Here is a 23,353-nt window from a genome sequence, read left to right on the forward strand (position 1 = left end):
CGCGCAGGGGCCCCTCCCGTACGGAAGGGGCCCCTGGTGGGCGGTCCAGCGCCGGACCGCCGGGTGGAACGTCAGCTGCCGATCGGGCCGCCGTCGAGGCGCCAGGTGACCACCACGCCCGGCTTGGCGTAGTCGCCGTCCGGCCAGGTCGACGCCGGCTTCTCGACCGATGCGCCACTGATCTCGCCGGGGTGCTGGATCGCGACGAAGACCGAGCGGTTGTCGCCGGTGACGAACGGGCCGCAGGTCTCCGCGCCGTACGGCACGGTCAGGAACTGCTTGAGGTGACCCCGCTCCGGGCCCTCGACGGCGGTGGCGAAGAGGCCGTCGTTGCTGCCCAGCGCGTTGCCGTCGGTGGCGATCCAGAGGTTGCCGGTGGCGTCGAAGGCGACGTTGTCCGGGCAGGAGATCGGGGAGACCTGGCTCTTGTCGTACCCGGCGAAGTAGGTCGACGGGTCCGTCGGGTCGCCGCAGACGATCGGCAGCGACCAGGCGAAGGTCTCGGCGGCGTTGTCGCCCCGGTCCTCGACCAGCTCCAGGATCTGCCCGTGCTTGTTGGCGTTGCGCGGGTTGATCTCGTCGGCGGGGGCCTTGCCGGCCTTGCCCCGGTCGGTGTTGTTGGTCAGCGCCACGTAGACCTTGCCGGTGAGCAGGCTCGGCTCGACGTCCTCCGGGCGGTCCATCTTGGTCGCGCCCACCTTGTCGCCGGCCAGCCGGGTGAAGGTGAGCACGTCCGCGGCGGTCATCCCGTCCACGTACGACTTCTTGCCGCTGACCAGCTTGATCCACCGGCCACGGCCGTTGAACGCGCCGTCGCTGGGCAGCTTGCCGGAGCCGTCGATCTCGCCCGCACTGGTCTGCTCGAACTGGGCCACGTAGAGCGTGCCGGACTCCAGCAGGGTCAGGTTGTGGTTGCGGGCCACCCAGGAGTTGCCCGGCATGTACTTCTTGTCGGAGACGAACTTGTACAGGTAGTCGAACCGCTCGTCGTCGCCCATGTACGCGATCACGTGGCCGCTCTTCGCCACGATGACGTTGGCGCCCTCGTGCTTGAGCCGGCCCAGCGCGGTGTGCTTGCGCGGGCGGCTCTCCGGGTCGAACGGGTCGATCTCGACGATCCAGCCGAACCGGTTCGCCTCGTTCGGGTTCTTGGCCAGGTCGAAGCGCTCGTCGGCGCGGTCCCACTTGCGGTTGCCGCTCGGGTAGCGGGCGGTGGTGCTGATGCCGTAACGGGCCAGCTTGGCCTTATCCGCCTCGGCGACCGCGTCGCCACCGACGAAGTACTGGTTGAAGTTCTCCTCGCCGGAGAGCACGGTGCCCCACGGGGTGACGCCGCCGGCACAGTTGTTCAGCGTGCCGATCACCGTACGACCCTTCGGGTCGGCGGCGGTCTGCAGCCAGGCCGAGCCGGCGGCCGGGCCGGTCAGCTCGAACCTGGTGCTCAGCGCGGTGACCCGGCGGTTGTACGGCCGGTGGCCCTTCGCGACCGGACGCCACTCGCCGGTGCCGCCCACCCGCTCCAGCTCCACCACGGACATGCCGTGCGCCGCCATCGCGGTGCGCAGCTGCTCGACGGTGAGGTTGTCCAGCCCGGTGAAGCCGGGGAACATCAGGTCCTCGTTGGTGTACTCGTGGTTGACCACGAGCAGGGCGCGGTGGCCCTTCCTGTCCAGCGGCAGGACGCCGACGAAGTCGTTGTTGTAGCCGAACTGCTTCGATTGGGCGGCGGCGTTCTGCCCGTGCAGGTTGAACTCGGGGGCACCGGGGACGACCTCGTCGCCCCACTTGATGACGACGGAGTGGTCGTACCCGTTCGGGACGACCAGGGTGTCCAGCTGGTTCGGCGGGATCGGCTTGAAGGTCAGGGCGCCGGTGCCGGGGGACGTCTGCGGGCGGCCGAAGCCGTTCACCTCCGGCACGACCGGGGTGGCGGGCGCGGCGGACGCCGGGGCGGCGCCGGCCAGCGCACCGGCGGCGGCGCCGCCGAAGCCCAGCACCAGCGCGCCGACGGCGCCGGCCCGGACGACGCCGCGACGGGACATCTCCGCGTCGACGATGTCACCGAAGTACGGGTTGTCCGACCCGTTCGGCACCGGGTGGTCACAGGCGTTGCCGCACCGGTAGAGGCACGTCATCGCGTCGCGGTTGGCGTGGCGCTTGGCGCCGAGCAGGGGGAGCAGCCGGGGACGGTCGCTCATGGGTTGGAGCCTCCTGGGGGAGAGACGGTCGGTGCCGTCCGGCACGCATACCCGCCGCACGCTAGGGGGCCGGGGTGAGCGACCATCTGCCTCGGTGTGAATCGGGCGTGAACACCCGCGCGTCGAGGCGGGGGCGGTGAACCGATCCACCCCGGCGCGCGTATCCAGGAATGAGCACCCATCGTCGACCCGCCGCCCGGAGCGGAGGAGACCGCCATCAGCGACCACGACGCCCAACTGCTGCGCGCGCTGCACGACGAGCACGCGGAGGCGCTGTTCGCGCACGCCCTGCGGCTGGTCAACGGCGACCGTACCCGGGCGGAGGACCTGGTGCAGGAGACCCTGCTGCGGGCCTGGCGCCACCCGGAGTCGCTCGACCCGGGCCGCGGCTCCGTCCGGGCCTGGTTGTTCACCACGGCCCGCAACCTGGCGATCGACGCCTGGCGGCGCCGGTCCACCCGGGTCGGTGAGGTGTTCACCGACGACCTGCCCGAGCCGCCGCCGGTGGTCGACGAGGCGGAGCGCGCGGTCGAGGCGTGGACCGTCGCGGAGGCGTTGAACCGGCTCAGCCCCACCCACCGCGAGGTGCTGGTCGAGTGCTTCTACCAGGGGCGTTCGGTGGCCGAGGCGGCCGCCCGGCTGGGCGTGCCGCCGGGCACCGTCAAGTCCCGCACCCACTACGCACTGCGCTCACTACGGTTGGCCCTGGCCGAGATGGGGGTGACCGGATGAGCTGCTGCGAGTTCGCCCACGACGACGGGGCGTACGTGCTGGGCGCCCTGTCCCCCGCCGACCGCGCCGCGTACGAACGGCACCTGGCCGGCTGCCCGGCCTGCCGGGAGGCGGTCGCCGAGATCGCCGTGCTGCCGGGGCTGCTGGGCCGGCTGGACCCGGCCGCGCTGGACGAACTCCTCCCGCCGCCGCCGGACCCGACCCGGCTGCCCGTGCTGCTCGACGCCGCCCGGGACCATCGGCGCCGCGAGCGGTCGGCCACCCGCCGGCGGTACGCGCTGACCGCGCTGGCCGCCGCCGTGCTGGCGGTGCTGCTCGGAGTGGGCACGGCGGGCGTGCTGCGCCCGGTCGCGCCGGGCGGCCCCCCGGGGCAGGCCGCCCCCGCGCCGTCGACCGGGTCGACCGGGTCGACCATCCGGTTGGCCGCGATGCGACCGGTGGCCGCGACGTCGAGGGTGCACGCGGAGGTCGGCCTGCTCGGCACCGAGTGGGGCACCGAGGTCACCATGCACTGCTGGTACGACGACGACGCCGACTACCACAAGGCGTACGGGTTCCGGCTGGTGGCGCACGGGTCGGACGGGACGGCCGAGCAGATGGCGTCCTGGCTGGCCGGCCCCGGCGACGACCTCCGGCTGACCGGCGGCAGCCGCTTCACCGACGCCGAACTGACCCGCCTCGACCTGATCCGCGCCGACGGCACGCTAGTCCTCACCTACACCGTCCGCTAACCCCGCCCCCGCCCCCCGCCCCTCCCCTCTCCTCTCCTCCGGCGGTCTTGCACGTACTGCCCCGGCGAAAGGTGCATAAGCCACTTTTCGCGGGCACAAAGTGCAAGATCGCCGGGGGATTGGGGTCAGTGCGTGGGGGTGGGGAGGTGGGTTTGGGTTGGGGTTTCGGGGCGGGGGCGGGGGTGGGAGCGGGTGCGGTGGGTGTGGCGGAGGGCGTCGGCGGTGAAGATCACCAGGGCCAGCCAGACCATCGCGAAGCCGGCGAGGCGGGCCGGCGGCATCGGCTCGTGGAAGATCAGCACGCCGCAGCCGAGCTGGAGGATCGGCGCGAGGTACTGCAGCATGCCCAGCGCGGACAGCGGGAGCCGGTTGGCCGCACCGGCGAACAGCAGCAGCGGGATCGCGGTGGCCGCGCCGGCCAGCACCAGCAGCGCCGTGTGCCCGGCCGAGACGTGCCCGAAGGTCGAGTTCCCGCCGCGGGCCAGCCAGCCGAGGTACGCCAGCGCGGGCAGCGCCAGCACCGCCGACTCGACGAAGAGCCCCTCCGCCGGGGGCAGCGCCAGCCGCTTCTTGATCAGGCCGTAGCCGCCGAAGCTGACCGCCAGGGTCAGCGCCAGGTAGGGCAGCCGGCCGTAGTCCACGGTGAGCACCGCGACCGCCGCCGCGCCGACGCCCAGCGCCGCCCACTGCGCCGGCCGGAGCCGCTCGCGCAGCACGAAGACGCCCAGCAGCACCGACACCAGCGGGTTGATGAAGTAGCCGAGCGCGGTCTCCACCACCCGGTCGGAGTTCACCCCGTAGATGTAGGTGCCCCAGTTGACCGCGATCAGCGCAGCGGCGACCGCGATCCCGGCCAGGGTGCGGGGCCGGCGGGCCAGCGCCCGCAGGAAGCCGACGTTGCGCAGCGCGGCGAGCAGCAGCGCGACGAAGACCACCGACCAGACGATCCGGTGGGCCAGGATCTCGATCGGCCCGGCCGGTCGCAGCAGCTTCAGGTAGAGCGGGAAGAAACCCCAGATGAGGTACGCCGCGACGCCGTACAGGTAACCGAGCCGGGTCTGGTTCACGCCTGCACCGTAAGGCCCCGACCGTGGTCGGGGCCCTCTCCGGCGACCGGGCTCACCCGCTGGTCGAGCTGCATGAAGTGGCCCGGGTCGACCCCGGTGAAGCCGAGCTTCGCGTAGACCCCGTGGGCGTTCAGCGTGGCCAGCAGGATCCGTCGTACGCCGAGCGACGCGAGGTGGTCGCGGACCGCGCCGGCCAGCCACCCGCCCAGCCCGCGGCCGCGCTCCTCGCGGGCCACGTACACGTCGCAGAGCCAGCCGAAGGTGGCGCCGTCGGTGACGGCCCGGGCCACCGCCACCTGGCCGCCGCCGTCCGGGCGGTGCACGGCGTACCCGATCGAGCCGGCGAAGGCGCGCGCCACGGTCGCCCGGTCCCGCCCGAGCGCCCAGTACGCGTCGGTGCTGAGCCAGTGGTGCACCCGGTCCAGGTCGAGCCGCCCCGGGTCGGTGCTGATCAGGTAACCGTCGTCGCGGGTCAGGGTGAACACCCTCGTCACGCTAGCCGCGACCGTCCCAACCCCCAGTAGCCAATTCCCGGCAGCTGGACCGCGGGTCGGCCGCCGTCAGTCCCGGTCGAGGACCGCGCCGAGCAGCCAGGTCACGATGCCGACGAAGAGCGCGCCGAGCACCGCCGCCGGCCAGAAGCCGTCAACGTGGAACGGCAGCCCGGCCTGCCCGGCGATCCAGCTGGTCAGCAGGAAGAGCAGGCCGTTGACCACCAGCGCGATCAGCCCGAGGGTCAGCAGGTAGAAGCCGCAGCCCACCCTCTTGATGACCGGCTGCAGCACCGCGTTGACCACCCCGAAGATCACCGCCACCAGCACCAGTGTGCTGACCGTCTCGACGGCCGAGTCGGAATCCAGCGTGATGCCGGGGATCAGCAACGTCGCCAGCCAGAAGGCCACCGCGGTGGAGCCCAACCGGATCAGCAGACCCTTCAGGAAACCCATGGCGGGCATGCTGCCACGCGTGATCAGCCGGCGGAAGCCCGGCCGCGGCTCAGTGCCGCCCCGGCCGCCCGATCAGTTGGGTCTCGATCGGCGTGGGGCACAGCAGCGCCCAGCGCAGCGCGCGACGGTTCACCACCGCCACCATGTCCTCCCGGATCCGGGTCAGCCACTCCGCCGAACCGCCCAGCCCCAGGGCCGCCCCGGCCAGCGCTGCCTCCGCCGGGGCCAGCGGCTGCAGCACCGCCAGGTCGGCCCGACCCAGGGTGTCCACATCGGCCGGCGTCAGCTCGTCCCGGATCACCAGGGTGGCCACCCAGGCGCTCCCCGGCGCCGACTCGGGCGGCACCGCGCCGACGTCGACGACCAGCAGCAGTGGCCGCAGCGGGGAACCAGGCGCCCCGGCCACCGGGCGCCCCGGCGGCAGCAGGGTGACACCGCCACCCGCCGTGCCGACGCCCCGCACGAATCGCTCCCAGGCGCCGGGACGACCGGTCTGCACCACCACCACGGCACCCAGCGCCAGCGCGCGCAGCACCAGCAGGTGCGCCGCGCGCACGCCGCCGACGAGCACCAGCCGGGTGCCCTCCGGACGGAACAGCCGGACGGTGACCGCGCCGCCGTGCCGGTTGGCGCCCACCATCAGGCCCGCCTCGCCGAGGGTGAGCTCCAACGGCTCCGGTGCGCCGCCCGCCGGCACACCGGGCGCGGCCAGCGGCAGGGTGGCGGCCAGGCCGTCGAGCTGGGCACCGTCCAGCCGGCGCAGCTGCGCCCCCACCTCGGTGACCAGGTGCCGCAGCGCATGGGCGGCGACGTCCAGCTCGGCCGTGCTGCGGGCGGTGAGGCGTACCGTCAGCTCGACCGGGACCTCGGCGGGGTCCGCGCCCGGCCGCGGCCCGGCGCAGAGCCCGACGGTGGTGCCGGTGGCGGGCAGCGCGAGCAGCCGGGGCACCAGCCGGCGGCCCAGGTCGGTGCGCGGGTCGGGCCAGCGGCCCAGCCGGAACGCCGCATGCAGCAGGCCACCGGAGCGGATCACCTGCCAGTGCTCCCGGACCGGCTGGCCGCCCTCGTGCTGGGCCAGCTCGCCGAGCACCCGCAGCGCGGCGGGCGCGCCGAGCGGCCGGGCGGCGAGCGGGTCGAGCCGGCGCACGATCCGCCGCACCGTGCCGGACAGCGCGGTACGCAGCTCCCGGTCGGACCAGCCGTCCGCGCGCAGCACCCGGACGGCGAGCAGGGCGCGTTCCTGCCCGGGCAGCCGCCCCTCGGTCAGCTGCCGGTACGACGTACCGGCGGTGCCGCCGGAGGCCGACGGCGCGGGCGCGGGCGCGGCGTGCAGCAGCAGCTGGATCCGCACCGGCGGGTGCTCGGGCGTGGCGGGCGGTAGCAGCGCGACGGGCGTCGGCAGCGGGCGTGATCCGTCCCCGAGCAGGTCCCCGGGGTCGCCCAGCTCGAGCAGGGCGGTCAGCCCGGCCGGATCGTCGACCACCGCGGCCGGGCCGCCGGCCAGCTCGGCCGCGTGCACGGCGGCGCCGGGCAGCACCAGCTCCAGCAGGGCCTCCGGGCCGGCCGCCGGGGCCAGCGCGTGCCGCCGGGTGAGGTAGCCCAGGCCGGTCGCGGACCACTCGAACAGCCAGCGGCCGCGCCACCGCCCCCAGGCCAGGGCGAACAGCAACGCGGCGGCGGCCAGCGCCAGCACGGTCGGCCCGACGCCTCGGCCGATCGCGGCCACCGGCAGCGCCACGGCGACCTGCGCGGCCACCACCTGACCGGCCCGGATCGAGGCGGCTGGGCGGCCGCCGGCGGCGACGCGGCGCGCCGGCGAGCGCCGGGCCACCCGGCTCGGGCGGCCGGTCGTGCTCACCGTCACCGCGTCTCCTCCGCCGATCGTGCCCGCTTACTCACCGCCGCCGCATGCCGGTCGTGTGCGGTCCCGGCGCGGCCCGGACCGACGCGTCGGCCCGGGCCGTGGACCCTCAGGGCGACGGCGGTGTGACCCATCGTAGGCGGTCCACCGGGTCCGTGGTTGTCCACAGGAGAGCCCGATGGGGTAGCACGACGGCGATCGGACGGCTACCGTCAGCGACGAGTTTCGCTGACCGTCGCCACGCCGCGCTCCGCGCGCGGGAATTCGGGTGCGGAGCGTCCAGGGTGGACGATCCGGCGGCCAGCCCTGACCGGAGACGAGGTGACGTCCGGGTGTCCCAGACCCAGGCAGAAGCCGCGGTGATGCAGCAGGCCGCCGCGAAGTTCGAGCAGGTCGACCAGTCCCTGCAGTCCATGCTGAGCGGCCTGATGGCCGAGCTCGAGGTGCTCCAGCAGGCCTGGCGCGGCGCGGGCGGCCGATCGTTCGAGCAGGTCAAGCAGCAGTGGTCGCAGGACCAGGCGGCGCTGCACCGGGCGCTGCGGGAGACCGCGCAGGCGATCCGCACGTCCGGCCGGCAGTACGACGTCTCGGACACCGAGGCGGCGAGCCGGGTCGCCGGCACCAACCGCGGCATCCAGTTGCCGCTGTAGACCAGATCGCAAGGGGAGGAGCATCCGATGGACAACGGCGTGCTGGTCGTCAACTTCGCCGCGCTGCAGCAGGCGAGCGCGGACATCCAGAAGGCACTGAACACGCTCGACTCGCAGCTCGGCCAGCTGGAACGGGACGCGGCGCCGCTGGTGGCGAGCTGGGCCGGCGAGGCCCAGCAGGCGTACGAGCAGCGCCAGGCCCGGTGGCGGTCCGCGTCGCAGGATCTCCAGGCGATGCTGCGCGACATCAAGCTGGCGGTGGACGACTCCGCGACCGACTACCTGAACACCGAGAAGAAGAACGTCGGCCTGTTCCAGTGAGGCCGCCCGGCGGCGGCGCCCGACGACCACGTCGGTGCCGCCGCCCCGGTCCCACGGCGGCTCCCTGGCTCGGCGCCGGGTCGCCTGCGGTCCGCGGGCGAAGCCGGTTCGACGGGCCGGGCTCGGGGCCGCGGGTCAGCGCGGGCCGGCGGCGCGCCAGCCGCGCCGGACGCCGCGGGGCAGCACCATCGCCAGCAGCGCCACCGTCGCCACCGCGCCGGTGGTGACCGCGGCGACCAGCACCGCCCGGTCCCGGGCCGCCGCCCGTCGGGCGTGCTGGGCCAGCAGCGCCGGGTCGGCGCGGTCGGCCGGCAGCGCCGCCGGGCGAGCCGTCCGGGCCGGGCCCGGGCCGGTCTCCACCACGGCTCGGTACGGATTCAGCACACCGGCGCCGTAGCCGGCCCGGTCGCCGCCCGGGGCCGGGTCGGCGGTGCGGACGATCCGGTCGGCCACCTGGGCCGCGCTCAGGCTCGGGCGGTACTGGCGGACCAGCGCCGCGGTGGCCGCCACGAAGGGTGCCGCGTAGCTCGTCCCCTCGGCTCGCTGGTGGCCCTGCCCGGGCATGGCCATCAGCACGTCGCTGCCCGGGGCCACCAGGTCGACGTACGAGCCGGTCTGGGAGAACGTCGAGCGGGAGCCGTCGGCGCCGATCGCGCCCACCCCGAGCACCCCGTCGTACGAGGCCGGGTAGGGGCGTGGATCACCGCCGTCGTGCAGGTTGCCGGCGGCGGCCACCACCACCACGTCCCGCCGGACCGCGTACTCGACCGCCGCGCGTACCGCCGGGTCGTCCGCGTACAGCACGACGGATAGGTTCAGCACGTCGGCGTCGTGGTCCACCGCCCAGCGGATCGCCCGGGCGAAGTCGGTCGCGGCGACCGTACGCCCCGACTCCCGGCCGTCGACCACCTGCTGCTCGCTCACCCGTACCGGCAGGATCCGGGCCCTCGGGGCGAGGCCCTCGAAGGCCACCCCGGGGCTGTCCGTGGCGGCGATGATGCTCGCCACCCCGGTGCCGTGGCCGGCGCAGTCACGGCTGCCGTCGCCGCCCGGGTCGAGGAAGTCGGCACCGTCGAGCACCCGGCCGCGCAGCTGGGGGTGTCGCCGGTCGACCCCGGAGTCGATCACCGCCACGACGATCCCGGCGCCGTTGGCGAGGGGGGCGAGCCGCTGCGGGGCGTACCGGCGTTGGGGCCACGGGGTGGCACCGACCGGGCGGGTGGGGGCGAGCGGGGTGGCGCAGCCCGGTGCCGCGGCCCGGACCCCGGCGGCCGGGACCCTGGCGGCCGGGACCCTGGCGGCCGGGACCGCCGCGAGGCCGGGCCGTCGGGCGGATCCGCGAGCGGGGATCGCGGCCAGGGCCGCGAGGGTCGGGGGCCGCCCGGCCGTGGCGGGGGCCGCCCTGGTGGGCCGCTCGGGCGCCGGCTGGGCGGGGGTGACCGAGGACACGGAGAGCGCCGGCAGGATGGCCAGCACGGCCGCTGCCACGCCGGCGAGGGCCGGCCGGGCGCCGGTTCGGGACATCGACCGCCTCCGTATCGTGGCGACTACGGAACGGGATGTTATCGCTTCGGCCGCCCGACGGGGCGCCCCCGACCCTCGACCCATTGTGATCTTGTTTTCACCTTGTAGGTTGTACGCGATGCCTATGGCCTGTTCGCGGGAGGAGAGGTGGCCGTGACCGACTGGGAGCCGGCTACCGAGGCCGAGACGGCGATGCGGGACGCGCTGCGCGCCAACGACCAGGAGGCGTACTTCCGCGTCCTGGCCCGGACGGAGCTGCTCCTGCCGGTCTCCGCCCAGGTTCTCGCCGGCGATACGCCCGTGGGGTGGGGCACCTGGACCACCGGCGGCCGTACGCACGTGCTCGCCTTCACCTCCACCGCCGCGCTGCACGCCTGCCTCGGCGCGACCGCCGGCCCCAGCCGGCGGGTGCCGTTCGCCGACCTCGCCACCGACTGGCCGCAGCACGAGTGGTGGCTCGCGGTCAATCCCGGCCTGCCCGTCGAGGGTTACCTGCCGGCCTGGTTCGTCTCCCAGCTGTCCCGCGGTGACGTCCGGTTGCCCGGTCGCACCATGGGCGCCCGGTCCCGCCTGGAGCGGGCCGAGGCGCTGGCCCGGGCCCGAGGGGAGGCGCCACCCGAGGCGGCCACCGGCGGCGCCGCGGGGCCCGGTGCGATGACCGGTCCGCCGCCGACGGCCCGCGTGCCGGGCGCCGGCGATTTCCCCCAGCGCGGGGCCGGCCCGGACGCTCCGCCGGCCGACCTGCCACCACCACCGGACGCTCCGCCGGCCCACCAGCTGGCCCAGCCCGACCGTCCGGCGGCCGCCGCCGGTGGCGGCGCTACCGCGCCGGGTTCGTCCGGCCCCGCCGAGGGCCGGAGAGCGGCCGCCGAGCTGGGCCGGCCGTCGCCGTTGCGTCGCCGCCCGCTCGGCGAGGAGACCCCACCGAACAGCCGCAGCTCCTTCTTCGAGCCGGCCTCCGGCAGGGGCGCGACGCTGCGTTCACCCCGGGACAATCCGCTGCGCTCGGGGGAGCGGGCCACCCCGCCGGCCCGGCCCGGGCTCGGCGGCCAGCCGTTCCCCCGCCGCCGTCCGGTACGCCCGCACGATGACGCGGCCCCGGGGTCCCCGATGGACCGGGCGTTCCCGATGGAGCGGGCGGACGAGCGTGGCGCGTCGCCGGCCACCCCCGACCGTCGGGCGGACCCGCAGGCGGAGACGCCTCGGGCGTTCCAGCCGGGTACCGCTGCCGGGCCGGGCGAGACGTTGCCCCGCCGGCAGCCCACACCCGCCGAGGTGGCCGCCGAGGAGCGGACGGGCCGGCTGACCGCTCCCGCCCGGGCGACGTCTCCGGGCCCACCGGTGTCGCCGACGGTCCGGGTGGACGACCTGCCGCCGTCCGCCACCGAGCCGGTCTCCGCGCCGCCCGCTCCCCGCCGGGGGCTCTCGCCCATCGTCATCGAGGGCACCGTCGTCGAGTCCCGCGACCTGCCGCACGAACCGCCGTCCTTCCGTTCCGGGCCGTCGGACGCGGGCACCCGCAACGGCGCCACCGCGCCGGCCGCCGACCCCCGGGTCGCGCCGCCGACCGTCGGTCCCCGCCTCGATCCGGTGTCCGCGCCGCCGGCCGCCGGTCCCCACCCGGTGTCCGCGCCGCCGGCCGCGAACGGGGCGAGCTGGTACTCCCGCCCGGCCGACGACACCACGACCCGCGACATCCCGCACGAGGCGGAGCCGACGAGGGCGTTCCGCGCCGGGGCGTTCCGGCCCGGGCAGCCGGAGACCGAGGCCACCGCCGCGGCCCGCTCGGGAGTGGACGCGGCGGAGGCGACCACGGCGCTCCGCTTGGCGGCGGACGAGGCCGAGGCCACCACCGCGCTCCGCTCGGAAGCGGATGCGGCCGAGGCGACCAGGGCGTTCCGCTTCGGGGCGGACCCGGCCGAGGCGACCAGAGCGTTCCGGCCCACGTCGGATCCGGCCGAGGCGACGACCGCGTTCCGGGTGGCGGCGTCGGATCCGGCGGCGGCCGTCCCGCACCTGGCAGACCCGTCCGGCCGGGCGGAGGCCGGCACGCCGTTCCCGGCCGCGGCGCCCGCCCCGGACGAGGCCGCCACCCGCCCGGTGAGCGCGCCGGACGACACCGCCCGCCCCGGGGCCGGGTTGGACGACGCCGGGGCCACGATGGCGTTCCGGCCCGACCCGACCGCGGGTGACGCCGCCCCCGGGGTCAGCCCGGCCGCCGATCCGGCCGCGCCCGCCGAGCCCGGGGTGGCACCCGATCCGGTGGACGCCGACCGGCCCGAGAAGCCCGACGTCGAGGCGTTCCGGCCGGCCAACGAGGTCGAGGAGAACCTGCTGGACGCGGCCGGCGCCGGCAGCACGGACACGTTCCTGTCCACCCTGCTGCTGGCGCGGGTGCTGCTGCCCACCGCGCCCGACTCGGCCCCCGGCAGCCGCCCGGGTGACGCCGGCTTCGTCTGGCGTACGGAGGAGCTGGACGGGGAGCCGTACGTGGTGGTGCACACCTCCCCCGAGCGGCTGGCCGACCACGGCGGCACCGAGGTCGACACGGTCGAGGTGCGGTTCGTCCGGCTGATCCGCAACTGGCCGGACGAGGCGTGGTCGTTCGCGGTCAACCCCGGCACCCCGGTCGGCGCGAAGCTGCCCGGCGAGCAGATCGTGGCCCTGGCCAGCTGGGCGGCCGAGGTGGGCCTCGGCGACCAGCCGGACGTCGAGCCGGCCCCGCCGTCCGCCCCGGAACCGGCCGAGCGCAGCCGGTACGCCCCGGAGGCGACCGACCCGTCCCGGCCGGTGCTGATGCAGAAGGCGGTCGCCCCCAGCCAGCTCGCGTACTACCTGGAGCGCGGCTACGACCGGGTCTCCGGCTTCGTGCACCGCGCCGGCGAGCTGGCCCACCTGACCACCCCGGCGCAGCTGCACGAGGCGCTCGGCCTGGGCTATCCGGACTCCCCCTTCGCCCGGGACGCCGACCGGGTGTACGTGCTGCGCTGGCCGGCCTACCGGCCCAGTCTCTATCGGATCCCGTACGGCGGGCAGAACGAGCCGGCGATGCGGGCCATGGAGGGCTGGGTCATCGAGCGGGCGCCGTTCCGCGGCAACGGGTTCGCCCCGGGCGAGAGCAGCGACGTGGTGGCGGAGTTCAAGGTGGACAGTGCCCGGCTGCCGCACGGCGCGCAGCTGTGGCGGATCGGCGCGGACGGCACCGAGCGGGTGATCGCGGTGCTCGACGCCGACGCGCCGCTCTGGCGACAGATTGGTGCCCCCTGATGCGCGACGGCTACGTGGCCCGGTGGCGGAGCCGGGAGTACCAGGCCAGCCCGGACGGCGACGACGTCCGGATCTACCAGCCGGAGCCGGGGGACGGCTTCGCCGAGGTACGCCCCGGCCGGTACGTCCGGGTAGTCCCGGCCGGCGAGGTGGAGGAGTTGGCGTACGTGCGGACCACCTGCACCTGGCAGGGGCAGCCGTTCATCGTGCTCGGCGAGCACGACGGCTGGCTGCGGGTGGAGTACACCGGCGGCCGCTGGCCGGTGGCCCGGGCGCTGGGCCTGGAGGTGTTCGACTTCGGCGTCTACCAGGGCTGGGCGCCGGCCGCCGAGGTGGTCGACCTGCGCGAGCAGCGGGTCTGACGACCGCGGCGGCGACGGTCAGGACTTGGCCCAGCGCAGCAGCTCGCCGAGCACCACGTCGTGCGCCTCGACGTGCGGGAAGTGCCCGACGCCGTCCAGCAGCCGCCACTCGTACGGGGCGACCACGTAGCGGCCGGAGCCCTGGGCGGTGCGCGGCAGCGAGGCGGTGTCCAGGGCACCGTGCAGTTGCAGGGTCGGGGTGACCAGCGGCTGCTGCATCAGCTTGACGAACCGGTAGCCGTGCAGCCGCAGCACCGAGCGGAACGCCCACCGGTAGCCCTCCAGCGCGCAGAACGCCGCCTGCGGGATCCGCATCGCCTCCCGGCAGCGCTGCGCGTACGCGGCGAAGTGCGGCCCCTGCGTCCAGCTCGGGCCGCCCGCCCGGCGCAGGTACTCCTCGACCGCGGTGGCGTCGTCCCTGGTGAGCAGGTGCTCGTACCGGGGTAGCTGGAAGCGCAGCGCGGTGGTGGAGGCGGCGAACTGCCCGCGCGGGTCGGCGAAGATGGCCGCCCGAAGCCGCAGCGGGTGCGGGGCGCCGAGCACCACCAGCCGGCGGACCAGCGTGGGGTGGAAACAGGCGGCGGCCCAGGCGATCATCCCGCCGGCGCCGGTGCCCACCACGGTGGCGGACCGCTCACCGAGGCTGCGGATCAGGCCGGCGACGTCGGCCGCGAGCGTGTAGCCGTCGTACCCCCGGGGTGGCTTGTCGCTGGCCCCGTAGCCGCGCAGGTCGACGGCGACCGCGCGGAAGCCGGCGTCGGCGACCGCGGGGAGCAGCTCGTGCCAGGCCCACCAGTGCTCGGGGAAGCCGTGCAGAAACAGCACCATCGGGCCGGTGCCGGCCTCGACGACGTGGAACCGGCTGCCGTTGGCGCCCACGAACCGGTGCGTCCACGGCCCCTCGGTCAGCACGTACGACTCGTCGACGGCTCCGCCACGCTGCTCGGTCATGGGCCTCAGCCTAGGGCCCCAGGTCATGGGCCCGGCCGCGTGGCCGGCCGGGCCCCCGGGTCAATCGGTAACGATCCGCATCGGTACGCCCGGGCCGCAGTCCACCGACGCGTCACGCGGGGCGAGCCGCAGGCTGATGAAGCTGCCCTGCTTCAGCTCGCCGGCGTTCGGGCCGTGCAGCGCGTACTGCCGGCCGTTCTCGTCGACGAAGGTGTAGCAGGGGCCGGTGCCGCCGCGGGTGACCCTGCCCGCCACCACGTCGGTGGGGCGGTTGTCGGTGGGCTCCTTGGGCGGACCGGCGGGCCGGCCCAGGGTGGGCGGCGGGGTGGCGGAGAGCGGGGTCGGGCGGCCGGCGGGCGCCACCGGCGAACCGGCGGGCGAGGGGGGCGGGCCGGCGGGCGCGACGGCCGTCGGGGTGGACTCCGACGCGGCGGAGGCGGTGGTGTCGGGTGGGGTGGGCGTGGGCCGGTCGTCGGACACGGAGCCTCCGTTCCCGGCGCAGCCGGCGAGGGGGACGAGCAGCGCCAGCGCGAGCGCGGGGCCGAGGGTACGAGGGGTCACCCCGATCGGACGGCACGGACGCCGTCGCGGTTCCCCGCCAACCGGCGCGTTTCCCGGCCGGACCTGCGCGGACACCGGCTGACGGTCGGTGCCGTGCGGACGGGGCGAAGAAAGGGCGATGCCCGGGCGGGTGACCCGCCCGGGCATCGCTGTGGTGCTGGTGGAGCCTCGAATCAGGAAATGCGGATCTTCATCGAGGTGCCGTCCTGCTGCAGAACCTGGATCTTGACCCCGTTGTTCGGGACCTTGACGCCGTGGTTCGGCAGCTCCGCGTACCAGTACTGCTTGCTGTCGTCGAACAGCGGGGCAGCGGCCTGGCCACGGATGTACTGCGGCTGGCTGTTCACGTGGAGGGTGAACGAGTCGGCCTTGTTCAGGCTGAACGGCGCGTCGTAGATCTGCACTCGGGCGCGCCAGGCGTTCCCGGTCAGGTTGTACAGCGGCTTCGGGCGGGAGTCGATGTTCAGGTTCCGACCCTCACCCGGGTGACCGCCCGGGTTGTTGACCGCGTCGTACGGCATGGTGTTGTTGTCCGCCCACCGGCTGTTCAGGTAGGTGAGCAGCAGGCCCTGCTGGTACGCGTAGTGGTCCACGTAGTCCGGCCGAGTGTTGGCGTAGCCGAAGTAGTACGGACCGGTCTTCAGGTACTGGTCGTACGAGACGTAGGACCGGCTCGCCGCCACGTAGAAGTTGTCGAAGAGCTTGGTGTAGGTCTCCTCGACGATGCTGAAGCCGTTCAGGGCCCAGCCGTTGACACCGTTCTCGGCGCCGTCGGAGAGGACGGTCTGCCCGTCCGCGGTCACCGTGATGGCGTCACCGAAGAAGCCGCCGGCGGAGACGCCGCCGTCGGTGATGTAGTGGTAGCGGAACTGCACGACCTTGCCCGCGGCCACGTCCATCGGGATGGTGAGGTTCACCCAGTCCGGCGTGCCGTCACCATCGGTGTCGGAGTCGCCGTCGAGGGCGTTACGGCCGTTGCCGTCGGTCTTCGGCTGACCGTTGACCAGGAACGGCAGGGCCGCCCAGTTCTGGCCCCCGTCCAGGGACGCCTCGAAGTACATGTAGTCGTAGTCGGTCTCGATGTTGTACCGAGCCTTCATCGACAGCGAGGCGGTGGACTTCCCGGTGAAGTCGAACGTCCGGGTCATCGTGGTGTTGAGGTCGTCGTCATTGCCGGAGAAGTACTGCTTGGTTCCCTCGGCCGGCTTGCCGTTGTTGAAGCTGTAGGCGCGCTGCGGCAGCACGACCACCGCGGCCTGGGCCTTGTTGGAGTTGTACTCCGACGGGCCGAGGTTGATGGTCTGCGGGTCCTGCTTGGCCGGGACCACGGTCTCGTAGTCCAGCCAGCCGAGCTGCAGCTTGTTCCACGCGCCCAGGTCGGCACCGCGCTCGCCGATGCCGGCGTCGTTCTTGGCGCTGACCCGGCTCTGGGCCATCAGGGTCCAGTGCTCGTTGCTGTTGTCGCCGCTGGCGCCGGTGTTGTAGTCGTCCGGCAGACCCAGGTCGTGGCCGTACTCGTGGTAGAAGACGCTCCGGCCGCCGTTCTCCGGCTGCACCGTGTAGTCGCCGATCCACACCCCGGTGTTGCCGATCTGGGTGCCGCCGAGCTTGGCCTGCGGCGGGCCGGTCTGACCCTGGTCGGTGGCGTACGCGTACCACCGGTGGCTCCAGATGGCGTCCTCACCCTGGTACGGGTCACCGTCGGCCTGGTCGCCGCCGGCGTGGACGATCTGGAAGTGGTCGATGTAGCCGTCCGGCTCGTTGAAGTTGCCGTCGCCGTCGATGTCGTAGCGGTCCCACTGGTCGAAGGACTTGACGTCGGCCGCGATCTCCGCGTCGGTGCGACCCTTGGCCTTCTGGTCGACGACCCACTGGTTGGCCGCGTCGCGGACCAGCGCCCAGGTGTTCTGGCAGGTGGTCTGCGCGCAGACCGCCGGGTCGTCGCCGTTGGCGTCGTTCGGGTTGTCGTTGGAGCGACCGTACCGGGCCTCGTTGTACTTGACCTTGACCCAGTCGGTGACCTCGCCGTCGACCGAGTACCGGCCGGACGACTGGGCCTCGTAGTACTGCTTGAGCGACTCGTCGCCCTGCCCGGTGCCGAAGTACAGCTGGCGGTAGTGGTCCGCGCTGTAGTCCGGCTGCCAGACGGTGGAGTTGTCGACGGCCCGGTTCGGCGCGTCGATCTGGTTGTGCAGCGGCCCGTCGAAGCGGGTCGGCCCCGGCGTGGTGGGGTCGATGTCCTTGTCCGGGTAGGACGGGTGCCGCTCGTTACCGAACTCGGCCAGGATCACGAAGATCCGGTCGGTCTTCTCGCGCTCCAGCTCGACGTACTGGTCGGTCGTGGCGGCCGCCAGGTTCGTCGTCCGCCGCGCCGCGGTGTTCTTGCCGGCGGCGTTGGTCGCGGTCTTGCCGACCTTGACCACGGTGCTGCCGTTGATCTTCTGCGCCTTCGCCTTGCCGGTGAGGACCTCGTTGAGGCCCTCCTGGCGCAGCGCCCGCCGCTTGTCCTCGAGCGGGTTGGGCAGATCGTGCTCGACCTGCGCGGTCTCGCCGACCGACGGGGCGGCCGTCGGCAGCTTCGGCGTGGGGGCGGCGCTGGCGGACGTACCCGCCAGCAGCCCCGTTGCCGTCAGCGAAAGCCCGAGCAGACCCACTGCGACTTTGCGCACGTGGTACCTCCGGTGTGAGGGAACCGGCCCAACGGGGGTACGGGCCGGGGAAGGACGTCCCACTAGTGGGACCCATGGTGAACATAGACATTGGCGGGACGGGTGGGAAGATCTGCGCGTCGATTTGTTGCAAGAAGTTGTTGGGAACGCTTTTCACCGTCACACCCCCGGCCGTAACCGAACGTTCTGGCCAGCGCAAATTCGGCGAATCGGATCCACAGTGACGACTTTCGATCAGGGCGGGTCGGCGGGCACGACAAGGCGGGGCCGGTGGCTCATCCGCCACCGGCCCCGCCGTCTATCGTCCGGTCGCCCGCCGGGGATTCGGCCGCCGTCAGTCCTCGTCGGACTTCGTGCCGCTCATCCCGGAGGAGATCAGCTCCATCACCGAGGAGTCCTGCAGGGTGGTGACGTCACCCAGCGAGCGGTTCTCCGCCACGTCCCGCAGCAGCCGACGCATGATCTTGCCGGAGCGGGTCTTCGGCAGCTCCGGCACCAGCATGATCTGGCGCGGCTTGGCGATCGGGCCGAGCGCCTTCGCCACGTGGTTGCGCAGCTCGGTGATCAGCCGCTCGCCCGCCTCGCCTGCGGTGTCCGCGCTGCCGCGCGGGATGGCGAACGCGACGATCGCCTGCCCGGTGGTCGGGTCGGTCGCGCCGACCACCGCCGCCTCGGCCACCGACGGGTGGCTGACCAGCGCCGACTCCACCTCGGTGGTGGAGATGTTGTGCCCGGACACCAGCATCACGTCGTCCACCCGGCCGAGCAGCCAGAGGTGCCCGTCGTCGTCCTTCTTCGCCCCGTCGCCCGCGAAGTAGACCCAGGCGTCGCCACCGGTGCTGCCGGCGCCGGCACCGAACCGGGACCAGTACGTCTCCAGGAAGCGGTTGTCGTCGCCCCAGATGGTGCGCAGCATCGACGGCCAGGGCTCGCGCAGCACCAGGTAGCCGCCGCCGCCGTTCGGCACCGGCTGGCCCTGGTCGTCCACCACGTCCGCGACGATGCCGGGCAGCGGTGCCATCGCCGAGCCGGGCTTCGCCGCGGTGACGCCGGGCAGTGGCGAGATCATCATGGCGCCGGTCTCGGTCTGCCACCAGGTGTCCACCACCGGCAGCTCACCCCGGCCGACGTGCTCCCGGTACCACATCCACGCCTCGGGGTTGATCGGCTCGCCGACGCTGCCGAGCAGCCGCAGCGAGGACAGGTCGTACCCGGCCGGGACGTCCTCGCCCCACTTCATCATGGTGCGGATCAGGGTCGGCGCGGTGTACAGGATGCTCACCTGGTACCGGTCGACGATCTCCCAGAACCGGCCCTTGTGCGGAGTGTCCGGGGTGCCCTCGTACATCACCTGGGTGGCGCCGTTGGCCAGCGGGCCGTACACGATGTAGGAGTGCCCGGTCACCCAGCCGATGTCGGCGGTGCACCAGTAGACGTCCGTCTCCGGCTTCAGGTCGAACACCGCGTGCGCGGTCCACGCGGCCTGGGTCAGGTAGCCGCCGGTGGTGTGCAGGATGCCCTTCGGCCGGGCGGTGGTGCCGCTGGTGTAGAGGATGAACAGCGGGTGCTCGGCGTCGAACGGCTGCGCGTCGTGCTGGGCCGGCGCGTTCTGGACCGTCTCGTGCCACCAGTGGTCCCGCTCCGACCAGGCGACGTCCTCGCCGGTGCGGCGGACCACCAGCACGTGCTCCACCGACGGGCAGTTCGCCACCGCCTCGTCGACGGTCGGCTTCAACGCCGACGGCTTGCCCCGCCGGTAGCCGCCGTCCGCGGTGATCACCACCTTGGCGGTGGCGTCCTGGATCCGGTTGGTCAGCGCGTCGGCGGAGAAGCCGCCGAAGACCACGCTGTGGGTGGCGCCGATCCGGGCGCAGGCCAGCATCGCGACCGCCGCCTCCGGGATCATCGGCAGGTAGATCGCCACCCGGTCGCCGGCCACCACGCCCAGCTCGGTCAGCGCGTTCGCCGCCTGGCAGGTCAGCCGGTGCAGGTCGGCGTAGGTCAGGGTGCGGGTGTCGCCCGGCTCGCCCTCCCAGTGGATCGCCACCCGGTCGCCCAGGCCGGCCGCCAGGTGCCGGTCGAGACAGTTGTACGCCACGTTGAGCCGGCCGCCGACGAACCACTTCGCGAACGGCGGGTTCGACCAGTCGAGCACCTCGTCCCAGTGCCGCGCCCAGTCCAGCCGGTCGGCCTGCCGCTCCCAGAAGGCCAGCCGGTCCGCGGCGGCCTCCGCGTACGCGTCGGCGGTGACGTTGGCCTGCGCGGCGAGCGCCGCCGGCGGCGGGAACTGGCGCGTCTCGTTCGACAGGTTGGCCAATGCCTCGCTCATGCGTGACTCCTTCGTCCCGTGACCTGCGTCTCCTACCCTCCGCAGAGGTTAGTCGCGGCCGATCCGGCCCGCGACAGCTCAGGTCGCGCGCACGCGCTCAGCGGCCCCCGCCGCGCGCTCGACGGCCGGCCCGCCGCGCCGTCCCCCGGGGGTGCTCCGGGCGGGCGCGGAACGCCGATGCCGTGCTTCGGAGAACAGCCGCTGGGGTGGCGCCGGTCGCGGATGCGGCGGGTGGCGGCGGGGTGCGGTGTACCGGTCGCTAGCGTGGCGGGGTGACCACGGATCCGCTCGCGCCGCTGCTCGCGCTCGCCGACATCGCCCCCGCCGTCGAGCGGGCCCGCGAGCGGGTCGACCAGGCCATGCGGCACCGCGCGCTGCGCCGCCACGGCGGCCAGGTCGCGGCCGAGGTCAGCCTGCGGTCCGCGGTGGCCAGCGCCGCCCTCGAGGGGTACGACCACGAGCGCGAGGCGGTCCGCGCCGGCACGGTGACCGAGCCGGTGCTGCAGGGCGCGCTGCGGGTCGCCGGCGCGCTGCCCGGCCTGACCGAGCGGTGGCCGACGGCCCCGCGGCAGGTGCTGGCCAGGCTGCACGTGCTGGCCGCCCGGGACGTGGTCGCCGAGCCCGAGCTGGGCCGCCCGGTGGCCGACCCGGTGGTCGGCGCGCGGCTGGACGGGCTCGCCGCGCTGGTGGCCGGCGGCACCGAGGTCTCCCCGCTGGTGCTGGCCGCGGTGGTGCACGGCGAGCTGCTCAACCTGCGCCCGTTCGCCGGGCCGTCCGGGGTGGTGGCCCGGGCCGCGGCCCGGCTGGTGCTGATGTCGAAGGGCTTCGACCCGCGCGGGCTGGTCGCGGTGGACGTCGGCCACCGCGAGCGGGAGCCGGAGTACGTCGGGTCGGCCGGCGCGTTCGCCACCGGCACCCCGGACGGGCTGCGCTCCTGGCTGCGGCACTATCTGAGCGCGGTGGAGGTGGGCGCCGACCAGCTCACCACGATCGGCGACGAGATCCTCGCCGGCTCCTGACCCCGGGTAGGTTCCGACGCGCCGCCCGGGCGCCGGGTCAGGCCGGCTGGATGGCGCGGGTGCGCCGGTGCCGGCCGTACCAGGCGATGCCGATCGCGACGCCCACCCCGACGCCGAGCGCGGCCGCGGCGACCGGCACGGCAGGCCGCTCGCGCAGCCGGCGGCCCAGTGGGATCGGGTGCCGGAACTCCAGCACCGGCCAGGCGTTCTCCACCGCGAGCTTGCGCAGCGCCCGGTCCGGATTGACCGCGGTGGGGTGGCCGACGCACTCCAGCAACGGCCGGTCGCTGTACGAGTCGGAGTAGGCGTACGAGTCGGCCAGGTCGTACCCCCGGGCGGTGGCCAGCTCGCCGACCGCCTCCACCTTGCGCGGGCCGGCGGCGTAGAACTCCACCTCGCCGCTGTAGCGGCCGTCCTGGACGCTCATCCGGGTGGCGATCACGTCGGTGACGCCGAGCAGCGCGCCGATCGGGCGGACCATCTCGTCGCCCGATGCGGAGACCAGCACGACGTCCCGGCCGGCGGCCTGGTGCTCCTCGATCAGGGCGGCCGCCTCGGCGTACACGTAGGGGTTGATCAGCTCGTGCAGGGTCTCCGCGACGATCTGGCGGACCTGCTCCACCGGCCAGCCCTTGCAGAGCGCGGCGAGGTAGTCCCTGGTGCGGGCCATGGTCTGCTCGTCGGTGCCGCCCAGCCGGAACATCAGCTGCGCGTACGCCGACTTGACCACGTCCCGCCGGGTGATCAGCCCATCCCGATAGAACGGCCGCCCGAATGCCAAGGCGCTCGACTTGGCGATGACGGTCTTGTCCAGATCGAAGAAAGCGGCACTTCGGCCCACGGCGCGAAAGTCTAGCCCGATGGACTATCGTCGGCGGGTGCCCGGGGTCACCACCCCCCTCGACCTGCGGGCCACTCCCCACCACGGCCGCACGACGTGACGGCGGTCACACTCCGCTCTCGCTGTTTCGCAGTCCGTGGGGCGGAGACCACTCGACGTGAGCACTCGACTCCGGCATGCTGTTCCTCACGACGAGTGTTCATGTCTCGGCCGGCTGAGAGACCCTCGGCGGTTGCACCCCCCGCACCGCTGAGTGGGTTCGGCTCACACCCCCCCGGAGCCGGACCTCCCGACGACCCCCGTCGCCCCCCGGCGGGGGTCGTCCCTTGTGTTCCTCCAGCAGGAGAACCGCGCCCGCCGGCCACGTCGTCCCCGCCGATCCCGAGGGCAACGAGTTCCGCCTGGACTGGACGCCCGGCCGCCGGCCGGTCAGCGGATCAGGGCCCGCCCGGCCGGCGGGACGGGCTGGAAGCAGGCCAGTGCCGTGCCGGCCGTGTCGGTGACCACCCACGCGTGACCGAAGTACGTCTGCTGTCGGTGCGTCCCGCCGGGCGGCAGGATCGCGTACCGCTGCCGTTGGCCGCCGTAGTCCAGCCAGTAGACGACCACCTCCGAGCCGTGCCCGTTCACGAAGTCGACGAACGTCTCCGGGCCTCCGGGGGCGGACCGCAGGCCGGGCTCCATCGCCGGGGGCAGCGCAGGGAGGTCGTCCGGCCGGGGCAGCACCACCGGCGGCGCGGGCGGGGTGGAGTTCGCCGGCGGGGTGGTCCGTTGCGGGGTGGTCCCTTGCGGGGCGGGTCGACCGGCCCGGTGGGTGGGCGCGGTTGGGCGGGGCGGCAGCGCGGCACGGGTGGACAGCGACACCGGCGCCGGCGAGAACGTCAGGTCCGTCCTCGGGGCCTCCGGGCCACCCGGGGCGTCCACGTCCTGTTCGACCGGCCTGACCGGGGCCGCCCGGTCCCGTGCCCGGTCCGGGCCGGGCCGGAAGGGCGACAGCGCGAAGACCAGCGTGGCCAGCACGCCGACGGCGACACCGCCCAGCACCAGCGTCCGTCCCCGTCCCCCGGGCGCGGAGTCCGGCGGTCGGGGCGGCGCCGGACGGGGCGCCGCGCCGACCGGTGCCGGCTCGGCGCGCCACGGCTGGTCGCGACCGGTGGTCGGCCGGGCCGGCGACGAGCCGGCGCGGTGCCGGCTCTCCGGCAGCCAGCCACCGATGCGCAGCGTCGGATCGGTGCGGCGCGGGTGGTCGGGCGAGTCGGCCATGGCCCCGCTTTCGAGGACGGTGCCACCTCCGCCGGTGGCATGAGCTCAGATTATCGGCGT

The 23,353-nt window shown here is 74.4% G+C and carries 19 protein-coding genes; 7 read left to right on the plus strand and 12 right to left on the minus strand.

From position 1 onward, the window contains the following. Nucleotides 1–71 precede the first annotated feature (71 nt). Complete coding sequence (locus ACFY3U_RS08885) at nucleotides 72–2,198, minus strand: PhoX family protein (RefSeq protein WP_387197259.1); 2,127 nt, start codon at nucleotides 2,196–2,198, stop codon at nucleotides 72–74. Nucleotides 2,199–2,435: 237 nt separating this feature from the next. Here ACFY3U_RS08885 and ACFY3U_RS08890 point away from each other — a divergent pair, with 237 nt between their 5' ends. Then, the gene (locus ACFY3U_RS08890) at nucleotides 2,436–2,930 is read left to right on the plus strand and encodes a sigma-70 family RNA polymerase sigma factor (RefSeq protein ID WP_387197649.1); all 495 of its coding nucleotides are present in this window, start codon (nucleotides 2,436–2,438) and stop codon (nucleotides 2,928–2,930) included. Next, nucleotides 2,927–3,661 carry an anti-sigma factor family protein gene (locus ACFY3U_RS08895; RefSeq protein ID WP_387197263.1) on the plus strand — a complete coding sequence of 245 codons (735 nt, stop codon included), beginning with the start codon at nucleotides 2,927–2,929 and terminating at the stop codon, nucleotides 3,659–3,661. The genes ACFY3U_RS08890 and ACFY3U_RS08895 overlap by 4 nt, the downstream gene beginning before the upstream one ends. Before the next feature lie 125 nt (nucleotides 3,662–3,786). Here ACFY3U_RS08895 and rarD read toward each other — a convergent pair whose 3' ends face one another. The 4 genes from rarD to eccE form a co-directional block, all read right to left on the minus strand. Further along, a complete protein-coding gene (gene rarD / locus ACFY3U_RS08900) occupies nucleotides 3,787–4,728 on the minus strand; it encodes an EamA family transporter RarD (protein ID WP_387197266.1) in 942 nt (313 codons plus the stop codon). Further along, nucleotides 4,725–5,213 carry a GNAT family N-acetyltransferase gene (locus ACFY3U_RS08905; protein WP_387197269.1) on the minus strand — a complete coding sequence of 163 codons (489 nt, stop codon included), beginning with the start codon at nucleotides 5,211–5,213 and terminating at the stop codon, nucleotides 4,725–4,727. Before ACFY3U_RS08905 ends, rarD begins: the two co-directional genes overlap by 4 nt. Before the next feature lie 75 nt (nucleotides 5,214–5,288). Then, complete coding sequence (locus ACFY3U_RS08910) at nucleotides 5,289–5,675, minus strand: phage holin family protein (protein WP_387197272.1); 387 nt, start codon at nucleotides 5,673–5,675, stop codon at nucleotides 5,289–5,291. 49 nt (nucleotides 5,676–5,724) lie between these two features. Further along, nucleotides 5,725–7,506 (minus strand): type VII secretion protein EccE, encoded by a 1,782-nt coding sequence (gene eccE, locus ACFY3U_RS08915; RefSeq protein ID WP_387197652.1) that lies wholly within the window; start codon nucleotides 7,504–7,506, stop codon nucleotides 5,725–5,727. Nucleotides 7,507–7,868: 362 nt separating this feature from the next. Between eccE and ACFY3U_RS08920 the strand changes: the two genes are divergently transcribed. Then, a complete protein-coding gene (locus ACFY3U_RS08920) occupies nucleotides 7,869–8,186 on the plus strand; it encodes a WXG100 family type VII secretion target (RefSeq protein WP_387197275.1) in 318 nt (105 codons plus the stop codon). A gap of 27 nt (nucleotides 8,187–8,213) precedes the next feature. After that, nucleotides 8,214–8,507: a WXG100 family type VII secretion target gene (locus ACFY3U_RS08925; protein WP_387197278.1), complete on the plus strand. Its 294-nt coding sequence runs from the start codon at nucleotides 8,214–8,216 to the stop codon at nucleotides 8,505–8,507. Nucleotides 8,508–8,642: 135 nt separating this feature from the next. Here ACFY3U_RS08925 and mycP read toward each other — a convergent pair whose 3' ends face one another. Next, a complete protein-coding gene (mycP, locus tag ACFY3U_RS08930; protein WP_387197281.1) occupies nucleotides 8,643–10,031 on the minus strand; it encodes a type VII secretion-associated serine protease mycosin in 1,389 nt (462 codons plus the stop codon). A gap of 153 nt (nucleotides 10,032–10,184) precedes the next feature. Here mycP and ACFY3U_RS08935 point away from each other — a divergent pair, with 153 nt between their 5' ends. After that, the gene (locus tag ACFY3U_RS08935) at nucleotides 10,185–13,298 is read left to right on the plus strand and encodes an SseB family protein (RefSeq protein WP_387197284.1); all 3,114 of its coding nucleotides are present in this window, start codon (nucleotides 10,185–10,187) and stop codon (nucleotides 13,296–13,298) included. Continuing rightward, the gene (locus tag ACFY3U_RS08940) at nucleotides 13,295–13,660 is read left to right on the plus strand and encodes a hypothetical protein (RefSeq protein WP_387197655.1); all 366 of its coding nucleotides are present in this window, start codon (nucleotides 13,295–13,297) and stop codon (nucleotides 13,658–13,660) included. Before ACFY3U_RS08935 ends, ACFY3U_RS08940 begins: the two co-directional genes overlap by 4 nt. An 18-nt stretch (nucleotides 13,661–13,678) precedes the next feature. Here the strand turns inward: ACFY3U_RS08940 and ACFY3U_RS08945 are convergent, their stop codons facing one another. From ACFY3U_RS08945 to acs, 4 genes are all read right to left on the minus strand, one after another. Then, nucleotides 13,679–14,611 (minus strand): alpha/beta fold hydrolase, encoded by a 933-nt coding sequence (locus tag ACFY3U_RS08945; protein ID WP_387197287.1) that lies wholly within the window; start codon nucleotides 14,609–14,611, stop codon nucleotides 13,679–13,681. 60 nt (nucleotides 14,612–14,671) lie between these two features. Further along, the gene (locus ACFY3U_RS08950; RefSeq protein WP_387197290.1) at nucleotides 14,672–15,091 is read right to left on the minus strand and encodes a hypothetical protein; all 420 of its coding nucleotides are present in this window, start codon (nucleotides 15,089–15,091) and stop codon (nucleotides 14,672–14,674) included. 254 nt (nucleotides 15,092–15,345) lie between these two features. Beyond that, entirely contained in the window at nucleotides 15,346–17,826 is a 2,481-nt protein-coding gene (locus tag ACFY3U_RS08955; RefSeq protein WP_387197658.1) for an immune inhibitor A domain-containing protein, read from the minus strand. A 349-nt stretch (nucleotides 17,827–18,175) separates the two neighbouring features. Beyond that, nucleotides 18,176–20,170, minus strand: coding sequence for an acetate--CoA ligase (gene acs / locus ACFY3U_RS08960; protein WP_387197293.1), 1,995 nt, complete (start codon nucleotides 20,168–20,170; stop codon nucleotides 18,176–18,178). Between the two features lie 272 nt (nucleotides 20,171–20,442). Here acs and ACFY3U_RS08965 point away from each other — a divergent pair, with 272 nt between their 5' ends. Then, nucleotides 20,443–21,189 carry an oxidoreductase gene (locus ACFY3U_RS08965; RefSeq protein WP_387197296.1) on the plus strand — a complete coding sequence of 249 codons (747 nt, stop codon included), beginning with the start codon at nucleotides 20,443–20,445 and terminating at the stop codon, nucleotides 21,187–21,189. A gap of 37 nt (nucleotides 21,190–21,226) precedes the next feature. Here ACFY3U_RS08965 and ACFY3U_RS08970 read toward each other — a convergent pair whose 3' ends face one another. Continuing rightward, on the minus strand, nucleotides 21,227–22,030 hold the full coding sequence (locus ACFY3U_RS08970; protein WP_387197299.1) for an HAD family hydrolase: 804 nt from the start codon (nucleotides 22,028–22,030) through the stop codon (nucleotides 21,227–21,229). A 429-nt stretch (nucleotides 22,031–22,459) separates the two neighbouring features. Next, on the minus strand, nucleotides 22,460–23,293 hold the full coding sequence (locus tag ACFY3U_RS08975) for a hypothetical protein (protein WP_387197301.1): 834 nt from the start codon (nucleotides 23,291–23,293) through the stop codon (nucleotides 22,460–22,462). Nucleotides 23,294–23,353: the final 60 nt, after the last annotated feature.

The sequence above is a fragment of the Micromonospora sp. NPDC000089 genome (genome assembly GCF_042899365.1).
Taxonomy (GTDB): Bacteria; Actinomycetota; Actinomycetes; order Mycobacteriales; family Micromonosporaceae; genus Micromonospora.